The organism is Elstera litoralis (assembly GCF_000963705.1).
GTDB lineage: Bacteria > Pseudomonadota > Alphaproteobacteria > Elsterales > Elsteraceae > Elstera > Elstera litoralis.
The window spans coordinates 1-699 of record NZ_LAJY01000996.1; the positions used below are offsets into that span (position 1 = coordinate 1).

1 protein-coding gene is annotated in these 699 nt (G+C 55.7%); it reads left to right on the plus strand.

The genetic code is table 11. The annotated features are described in order from the left end of the window. Positions 1-175: 175 nt before the first annotated feature. The coding region (locus tag VZ95_RS21130; RefSeq protein ID WP_156995527.1) for a BamA/TamA family outer membrane protein at positions 176-699 on the plus strand (524 nt) is incomplete at its 3' end.

The following is a 699-nucleotide window of genomic DNA, read 5'->3' on the forward strand; positions in this document are numbered from 1 at the left end:
AATCGGTGGAAGTCACGCGCGAGCAAGGCTCGCAGCCCGATCAGATCGTGCTGAAGGCGAAGGTTGAAGAGCAATCGACCGGCGATTTGACCATTGGTGGCGGTTTCTCCACGTCCGATGGTCCCTTGGGCGAAATCGGCATCCACGAGCGTAACCTATTAGGCAAGGCCAGGATTTGAAGGTCACGACCTTGATTGCGGCCAAGCGCTCGAAGGTCGATATCAGCTTCGTTGAGCCGTATTTCCTGGATCGGCAGTTGGCTTTGACCTTGGATGCGTTCCACACGACGCGCGATTTGCAGGAATATAGTTCCTACGACTGGCGCTCGACCGGGGGTGCCTTCGGTTTCGGCTGGCAGTTGAATGATGATTGGAGCGAAAGCGTTAAATATACGCTGCGTTCCGACAGTATCAGCGATATTGAGAACGACGCGTCGCGCTATGTTCGGGAAAGCGCGGGGACGACGATTTCGTCGTTCGTGACCCATAGCATCTCCTTCGATCGCCGCGATAGCCGCCGTAATCCGACCGATGGGTACGTCATTTCCTTGGAAAATGATGTCGCCGGTTTGGGCGGGGATACCAAATATCTACGCACCAATCTGCGCGGCGAATATTACTATCCGGTCATGCCGGAAGTGGTGGCGTCGCTGCGCGCTAATCTTGGGAATGTCGTCGGCTTTGGCGAAGACGTTCGCAT